At 71.1% G+C, this 7,133-nt stretch carries 10 protein-coding genes and 3 pseudogenes; 3 read left to right on the forward strand and 10 right to left on the reverse strand.

Annotation, left to right across the window (positions count from 1 at the left end; all coding sequences use genetic code 11):
- The 8 genes and pseudogenes from ACIRYZ_RS45940 to ACIRYZ_RS45975 form a co-directional block, all read right to left on the reverse strand.
- Window positions 1-180: transposase (locus ACIRYZ_RS45940; protein ID WP_402955551.1), on the reverse strand; the 180-nt coding region annotated here is incomplete at its 3' end.
- Between the two features lie 66 nt (window positions 181-246).
- Entirely contained in the window at window positions 247-687 is a 441-nt protein-coding gene (locus ACIRYZ_RS45945; protein ID WP_402955577.1) for an RNA-guided endonuclease InsQ/TnpB family protein, read from the reverse strand.
- 34 nt (window positions 688-721) lie between these two features.
- A pseudogene (locus tag ACIRYZ_RS45950) lies at window positions 722-766 on the reverse strand (hypothetical protein); the annotation flags it as partial.
- Between the two features lie 126 nt (window positions 767-892).
- On the reverse strand, window positions 893-1,246 hold the full coding sequence (locus ACIRYZ_RS45955; protein WP_402955554.1) for an STAS domain-containing protein: 354 nt from the start codon (window positions 1,244-1,246) through the stop codon (window positions 893-895).
- A gap of 32 nt (window positions 1,247-1,278) precedes the next feature.
- A pseudogene (locus ACIRYZ_RS45960) lies at window positions 1,279-1,554 on the reverse strand (enolase C-terminal domain-like protein); the annotation flags it as partial.
- Between the two features lie 58 nt (window positions 1,555-1,612).
- Window positions 1,613-2,008 carry a hypothetical protein gene (locus tag ACIRYZ_RS45965; protein WP_402955557.1) on the reverse strand — a complete coding sequence of 132 codons (396 nt, stop codon included), beginning with the start codon at window positions 2,006-2,008 and terminating at the stop codon, window positions 1,613-1,615.
- A complete protein-coding gene (locus ACIRYZ_RS45970; protein WP_402955560.1) occupies window positions 1,995-3,800 on the reverse strand; it encodes a thiamine pyrophosphate-requiring protein in 1,806 nt (601 codons plus the stop codon). Before ACIRYZ_RS45970 ends, ACIRYZ_RS45965 begins: the two co-directional genes overlap by 14 nt.
- A 71-nt stretch (window positions 3,801-3,871) precedes the next feature.
- A pseudogene (locus ACIRYZ_RS45975) lies at window positions 3,872-4,087 on the reverse strand (sigma-70 family RNA polymerase sigma factor); the annotation flags it as partial.
- A 337-nt stretch (window positions 4,088-4,424) separates the two neighbouring features.
- Between ACIRYZ_RS45975 and ACIRYZ_RS45980 the strand changes: the two are divergent.
- Window positions 4,425-4,748, forward strand: coding sequence for a plasmid stabilization protein (locus tag ACIRYZ_RS45980; protein WP_402955563.1), 324 nt, complete (start codon window positions 4,425-4,427; stop codon window positions 4,746-4,748).
- Between the two features lie 248 nt (window positions 4,749-4,996).
- On the opposite strand, the gene ACIRYZ_RS45985 is transcribed toward ACIRYZ_RS45980, so the two are convergent.
- Window positions 4,997-5,488 carry an ATP-binding protein gene (locus ACIRYZ_RS45985; RefSeq protein ID WP_402955566.1) on the reverse strand — a complete coding sequence of 164 codons (492 nt, stop codon included), beginning with the start codon at window positions 5,486-5,488 and terminating at the stop codon, window positions 4,997-4,999.
- Entirely contained in the window at window positions 5,485-5,931 is a 447-nt protein-coding gene (locus ACIRYZ_RS45990; RefSeq protein WP_402955569.1) for an STAS domain-containing protein, read from the reverse strand. Before ACIRYZ_RS45990 ends, ACIRYZ_RS45985 begins: the two co-directional genes overlap by 4 nt.
- A 303-nt stretch (window positions 5,932-6,234) precedes the next feature.
- On the opposite strand from ACIRYZ_RS45990, the gene ACIRYZ_RS45995 reads away from it, so the two are divergent.
- Complete coding sequence (locus tag ACIRYZ_RS45995) at window positions 6,235-6,681, forward strand: hypothetical protein (protein WP_402955572.1); 447 nt, start codon at window positions 6,235-6,237, stop codon at window positions 6,679-6,681.
- Window positions 6,674-6,988 carry a hypothetical protein gene (locus tag ACIRYZ_RS46000; RefSeq protein ID WP_402955574.1) on the forward strand — a complete coding sequence of 105 codons (315 nt, stop codon included), beginning with the start codon at window positions 6,674-6,676 and terminating at the stop codon, window positions 6,986-6,988. The genes ACIRYZ_RS45995 and ACIRYZ_RS46000 overlap by 8 nt, the downstream gene beginning before the upstream one ends.
- Window positions 6,989-7,133 lie beyond the last annotated feature (145 nt).

Below are 7,133 nucleotides of genomic sequence, written 5' to 3' on the forward strand. Positions count from 1 at the left end.
CAGCCGGTCGTCCCGTTCGCCCCGGTCCGCCTCGTCCTGGCGGATCCAGTTACGCAGGGCCTCGTGGTGCACGCCCAGGTCGCGGGCCATCTTGCGGATCACCGGCTTCGGGTCGGCAGTGCGATACATCTCCACCGCACGCCGTCGCAACTCGGGCGGGTACTTCACCGGTGCAGCCATGGCAGAGGCTCCCTTCTCATGGCCCATCAGGCCATCTCCGGCAACCTTCCGCACGTCGGGGGAACCTCACACCACGAAGGAGGCGTGGTACCGACCTGCCGGGTCGAGCACGATCGTCACCGACGACGGGTCGGTTGGAAGAGCGCGGGACCACTTCACCCGCACGTCGCCGATCTTCGCCAGGTTCAGCTTCCCGTTGCCGCGGGTGCGGAACCCGTTGCGGGTGAACCGCAACGACTGCCGGTTGTCCCGCTTCGACTTGAAACGGGGCAGCCCGACCGGACGCCCCGCGCGCTTGCCCGACACCGAATCGAAGAAGTTCCGACAGGCCGTGTCAAGATCCCGAAGAGACTGGATCAGCGGGTCCACCCCGACCGACGAAAGCCACGCCCGCCCAGCGGTCTTCTTCGCCGCCGTGATCACCAGCTTCTGCAGATCGGCGCTCTTCGGGTACGGCAAGCCCCCTTTCCGGGCATCCTTGCGCGCCGCGAGAGCATCGTTGTACACCAGCGCACCCAAACGTCCGGGCCAGCGCAGCGCGCTGACCCTCAGTCGGATAGATGCGATACGAGTACCGGAGATGCACGAGATCAACCTACCGAGGCCCACTGACAACGGCCCCGTCCAGAACTCCCGAGCTCACTCCGCCGCTTCGCGGCTCCGAGACAAGGAGCCGATTCCTCCCGGGGCTGACATGGCCTCCTCCTTCCGGTCAGGCCGGCAGAGTGTCACGGATGCTGAACAGTTGGGTGGTGCCGGTCCGTTGGAGCATCCACCGGACGAGCCGCCGGGGGCGGGCCAGGTCGATGCGGCTGCCCTCCGCGGCCGCGCGGGCCTGGGCCCGGAGCAAGGTGTCGAGGCCGGTGGAGTCGCAGAAGCCCAGCCCGGCGCAGTCGATCACCAACACGGTGCCGGGCCGTCGCAGCGCGTCGTCGAGCGCGCTCCACAAGTCGTCGGCCGAGTCACGGTCGAGCTCCCCGAGGAGGGTGAGCAGGGTGCCCTCGGCCCATGGCCTGCTCCAGGTGACGAGCCCGTCACGGGGTTCCAGTGGTGGGCTGTTCGCCATGTCGGCTCCTTCCGTCCCGTAGGCCCGGCCCGTCATCCGGTGCGGTACGCGGCCGCCCGGGAGGCGGCCAGGCGCTGCCCGTGGCCGGGCGCGCCGTCGGCGCCGGGGATGACGGTGTCACCGGTGTGGTCGAGGGTGCCGTCGAAGAGCAGCCGCTCGATCCGGACGTGGTCGTGGAACCACTCCAGGTGGCGGCAGTCGGGGACGGCCGCGGCGGCGTGGGCGTGCAGGTGCGAGGCGCAGTGGGCGGACACGTCCAGGCCGTGGGCCTGGGCGAGGGCGGCTGTGCGCAACCAGCCGGTGAGGCCAACGGCGGCTACCGGCGCAAACAGCTGGGAGAGCACGTCGTAACCGGGGAAGCGCTGCTCAGGCATCGCGGGACTCCCGGCGCAGTTCGGCGGCGACCAGCCCCATCCCTCCGACCAGGCTCATCAGCAACGGAGCGAACAGCGGCGGCCCCATCTCCAGGGCACCTGGCTGCACGTGCGGGCATCGCGGAGAAGCCTGGCGGCTGGGCGATGGCGCGCTACAACGTCGAGATGCGCCGCCCTCCGGGCTGAGCGCGCCCGCGACCCCGGCCACCGCCCTGACCGGCCCGAGCCACACCGGCCACCACATCACGCGGTTGCCGAAGCCGGCTCGGTCGTGCTCCAGGTAGATCTCGGCGGCGGTGATCAGGGCGAGCGAGCGCTGGAAATGCCCGGTGCGGATGTTGCCCAGCGTGAGGTCGATGCCGCGTCGGACCAGGTCAATGACGGCCATGCCGGCCTCCGAAGGAGGGCAGGAGCTCCTGGAGCTTGGCCTTGAAGCCCTGGCGGACCATCGCCGCGCGGTCGTTGTCGCCGCGCAGCACGGACGCGGTGGCTGCCTGGATCTGGTCCCAGCTCGCGTGCGGTGGGATCGGCGGGACGGCCGGGTCGGTGCGCAGTTCCAGGAGGAACGGGCGGTCGGCATCGAGGGCGTGCTGCCAGCCGCCCGGTACGTCCTCGGGCCCGATGGCCCGCTCGGCGGCCAGGTCGAGGGTGCGGGCAAAGGCGGCGTAGTCGACGTCGGGCAGCTCCTGGGAGGGCAGGAAGCTCGGCGCGCCCTGCATGGCCCGCATCTCCCAGGTGACCTGATTGAGGTCGCGGTTGTTGAGCACCGCCACCACCAGCCGCGGGTCCTCCCACTGCTGCCAGTACTTGGCGACGGTGATCAGCTCGGCGAGGCCGTTCATCTGCATGGCACCGTCGCCGACCAGGGCGATCGCGGGCCGGTCGGGGCGGGCGAACTTGGCGCCGATCGCGTACGGCACACCCGGGCCCATGGTGGCCAGGGTGCCGGACAGCGAGCCCCGCATCCCGGCGCGGAAGCGCAGGTGGCGGGCGTACCAGTTGGCGGCCGAGCCCGAGTCGGAGGTGACCATGGCGTCGTCGGGCAGTAGGTGGTCCAGGGCGTGGATCGCGTACTCGGGGTTGATCGGGTCGGCCTCGACCTCGGCCCGCCGTTCCATCACCTCCCACCAGCGCTCGGTGTTGTCGCAGACGGTGCGCTGCCAGTCGCGGTCCTCCCTGCGGACCAGCAGCGGCAGCAGCGCGTCCAGCGTGCGGGCGGCGTCGCCAACGAGGTTGACCTCGTACGGGTAGCGCAGCCCGACCATGAACGGGTCGAGGTCGATCTGCACGCCCCTGGCCTGGCCGAACTCGGGCAGGAACTGGGTGTACGGGAAGCTGGAGCCGACGGTGAGCAGGGTGTCGCAGTCGCGCATCAGCTCATAGGAGGGGCGGGTGCCGAGCAGGCCGATCGACCCGGTGACGTACGGCAGCACGTCGGGCAGCACGTCCTTGCCGAGCAGCGCCTTGGCGACGCCGGCGCCGAGCAGTTCGGCGGTCTCCTGGACCTGTTCGCGGGCGTGCCGGGCGCCCTGCCCGACCAGCATCGCGACCTTCTTCCCCGCGTTGAGCACCTGGGCGGCCCGGCGCAGTTCACCGTCCTCGGGCAGGACCGTCCAGTGCGGGGTGCCGAGGCTGGAGGGCACCATTTTGAAGGCGTGCTCCGGCGGGCTGTAGTCCAGCTCCTGGACGTCGGCGGGCACGATGACGGCGGTGACGGTGCGACGGGCGGCCGCGGTGCGCAACGCGCGGTCGAGCACGTTGGGCAGCTGCTCGGGGACGGTCACCATCTGGCAGTACTCGGCGGCGACGTCCTTGAACAGGCTCAGCAGGTCGACTTCCTGCTGGTAGGAGCCGCCCATGGCGCTGCGGTCGGTCTGCCCGACCAGGGCCGTCACCGGGACGTGGTCGAGCTTGGCGTCGTACAGGCCGTTGAGCAGGTGGATCGCGCCCGGGCCCGAGGTCGCGGCGCACACCCCGGTGCGGCCGGAGAACTTGGCGTAGCCGACAGCCTCGAACGCGGCCATCTCCTCGTGCCGGGCCTGGACGAACGCCGGGTGGTTCTCGGCTCGGCCCCAAGCCGAGAGCAGCCCGTTGATGCCGTCGCCCGGGTAGCCGAAGACGTACTCGACGTCCCAGGCGCGCAGCCGCTCCAGAATGTGATCGGAAACCTTCGGGGACACGATGCTCCTCCTTCACGCCGCCGGCCCCCCGCAGCGCGGCTATCCGCTACGGGGGGCCGGAAACACGGAAGTCAGACCGATTCCTCCGGCGTGTCTCGCCAGCCCGGCGCGTCGCGGTCCTCCAGCTGCTCGCGCAGCCGGGCCAGGGTGGCGGTGAGCAGGCGGGAGACGTGCATCTGGGAGACGCCGATCCGCTCGGCGATCTGGGACTGCGTCCAGCCGTCCCAGAAGCGGAGTTTGAGCACGGTCTGCTCGCGCCGGGGCAGTTCGGCGAGGAGCGGGCGGACGGCGGTGCGGAAGTCGGGCGAACAGCGCGTCGCTGAGCTCACGTGCCTCGGTCCTCCCCATCGAGCGCAGTTCGGCCTCGGTGGGTCTCGACTGCAGGTCGGGCGGGGTGCCGGAGGGTACGAGGACGTCCCGGTCGCCGAGGTGAGCTGTTTCCAGGGAGGTGGAGATGGTCTCTCCAGATGTCGGGATGCCGGGCGGCCCGGTCACCTGCCATGGCCGCCGCACGAATGTTCTACCCGACACACGACATCGAATTCACGTTTCAGATGGTTTCTTGCGGTTTGTCTGGGTATACGCGCCCAGGCAACGGCCTCGATCCTGAAAGGAGGGGCGGTCATGCCCCAAGGATCCAGCCCCAAGCGGGAACGCCAGTACGAGCACATCAAGGAGAGCGCGCTCGACCGGGGCGAGAGCGAGAAGCGGGCCAAGGAGATCGCGGCCCGAACGGTCAACAAGGAACGCGCCCGGCACGGGGAGTCGAAGAGCGCCAGCCGCAGTTCGATCCACGACATGTCATCGGGCCGGCGCGGCGGACGGCGCTCCCACCAGGGCTCGCAGGGCCCGACCTACGACCAGCTGTACAACGAGGCCAAGCACCACAACATCAAGGGCCGCTCGAAGATGAACAAGCGCCAACTGGCCAACGCGCTGGGCCGCTGAGCATGCCCGGCCCGTTACCCCGACGAGCCCAACCGGCACTCCCGACGAAGGTGCGCCATGACCATTCCGACGCCCCCGGATCCGGACGCCGAACCAATTCCCCACCCCAACCCGGCGCCGCGGCCGGGCGAGGAACCCGATCCGACGACGCCCCCGCCGCCCATTCCGCCGTTCCCCACGCCCGAGCCCTACCCGGACCCCGATCCGGCACCGCCACCCGAACCGCCCCGGATAGCACTGACGTACCGTCAACTCAGCTGCTCGTAGCGGTCGACAGCGCGGTGGTCGAGCGGGAATGAAACCTCCAGCCAAACCAGCTTCCCGCCGTCCTCGGGCACGCTGCCCCAGGCGCGGGAGAGCCGGTCGACCACTCGCAAGCCGTGCCCGCCCGGCCGCCCCGGGTCCACCGACGGGCGCAGCCGCGGCGGCACCGGACAGGCGTCGGCGACCTCCACCCGCAGCCGGGCGCCGTTCCAGTTCAGCCGCAGTTCACGCGGCCCCCCGGGGGCGTGCAGGCATGCATTGGTGACCAGCTCCGAGACCATCAGCAGCACGTCCTCGCTGACGGCCAGCTGCTCCTCGCTGACGGCGGGCAGCCAGCGCCAGGACCGCAGCGCCTCCCGGCTGAACTCACGGCTGCGTTGAACGGCGCCCTCGCTGCCGGCGAACGCGAGCCGCTTCGTCTCCCAGGTGGCTGCTGCTGGTGCTCGCCCGGGGCGGTGCGTGCTGGGTCCCTTCATGTCGATCCGGGGCTTCCGCCCCTGTCCCTTTCGCCCCTGTCCTCGGACGGGCCGTCGGCCGGGTTCAGCGCCGACTTTAGATCGGGATGGATCCGCAGCACGCTGTCGGCCCCAGTGACCTCGAACAGCCGGGCCACGATCGGGCGAAGGCCTGCGAGTTCCAGGCGCAGCCCGGCGGCCTCGGCCTCGATCCGGGCGTACAGCAGGATGTTCAGGCCTGTGGAATCGCAGAACCGCAGGTCCGAGAAATCGACCACGATCCGCTCGATGCCGTCGTCACCGGGGCAGGAGAGTGCGGTGCGTAGCCCGTCCGCCGAGTCGTGGTCCAGCTCCCCCGCGACGGTGACGATCCGCACCGGCCCGTCACGGCCCACCGCGACGTGCAGACCCCCGCTGTCCTGCTCCCCCTCGGCCCCGGTGGGCTCATCGGCTGGCCGTGGCATGGCGCGCTCCCTGACCGGTCGGGACGGCGACGTGCCGTCCCGACCATCATGCCGCGCGGCACGGACGGCCGGGTACTCAACGGGCGTCCCGGACGCGGTCCGACACGCCACGTACTCCTCGTCCATGCCCCGCGTCTGCCCAATCCCCTCGCGGCTACACGCGCCTACGCACAGGAGGCTGAGGCGATCGGCATGGCGACGCCGGGCAACGGTCGCAGCGGCCGCCTTACCCGGCCCCGGGTCGGCCGACGGTAGTCGCCCGAGGAGCGGGCGGACCGGCGCTGGGGCGACCTGCTCCAGGAGGTGCGGGTCGCGACGGTGGAGATCAACTGCCGCCCCGAGCGCCGTGAACCACCCGACGAGCTGCTGCGCCTGGCCGCCTCCGCCGGGTGCCTGTTCGCCCTCGACACCGACGCCCACGCACCGGAGCAGCTGCACTGGCTCACCTCCGGCTACGCCCGCGCCGCGAGATTCGGCCTCGGACCCGAGCGGCTGGTCACCACCCGGCCGTGCGACCAGCTGCTCGCACGGACGGCAGCGGCCTGCGGCCGATCACGCGACCGGGCCGCCGAGAAGGTCGACCACCGCCCGCTCGACCTCCTCGCCGATGCCGGCCCTGCCCGCCCCTCGCCGGGCGCGAGGGCGCGCAGGGCCGGGGCGATGATGGCCTCCCTCGGGGCAGCGGCACCGCGCGGAGGCCGGCACTCATCCCTTTGCGGGCTGCATCGGGGCCAGCCGTCCCTTGGGTGAGGGGCCCGACGCCCGCCGTATCATCGACCACTACTTCGCCGAGCAGGAGACCGCCGCTCGGACCGAGGCAGGTCTTGGTGGCGGTGACGTGCGGGACGTGCGCGCGCAGCGGGAACGGTTCGCCCGCACCGGCCGGCTCAGCGCCGATGACATCATGCGGTTGCGGATGTGGGCGATCAACCGGACCGCGTCCGCCCTCGCGCGACAGCCCCGCTCCGCCGCCGCGATCGACGAGGCCATTCGCAGCTATCGACTCGTCGTCCGCTGGGCCGATGAGCAGCCACCGCCCGCGTGCGAATACTCCTGATCTGGGCACACGCCCTGGTGCGATACCTGCCGTACGTGGCGGAGCGCCACCCTGTCGGCAACGGGTGAATTGAGGGCCACGGACGGCGGATCAAAATCGGGTCACTCTGCGATCTCTTGATCATCCTGACTTCACTGGTACGGGA

Source organism: Kitasatospora sp. NPDC101155 (genome assembly GCF_044768305.1).
In the GTDB taxonomy this organism is placed as follows: domain Bacteria; phylum Actinomycetota; class Actinomycetes; order Streptomycetales; family Streptomycetaceae; genus Kitasatospora.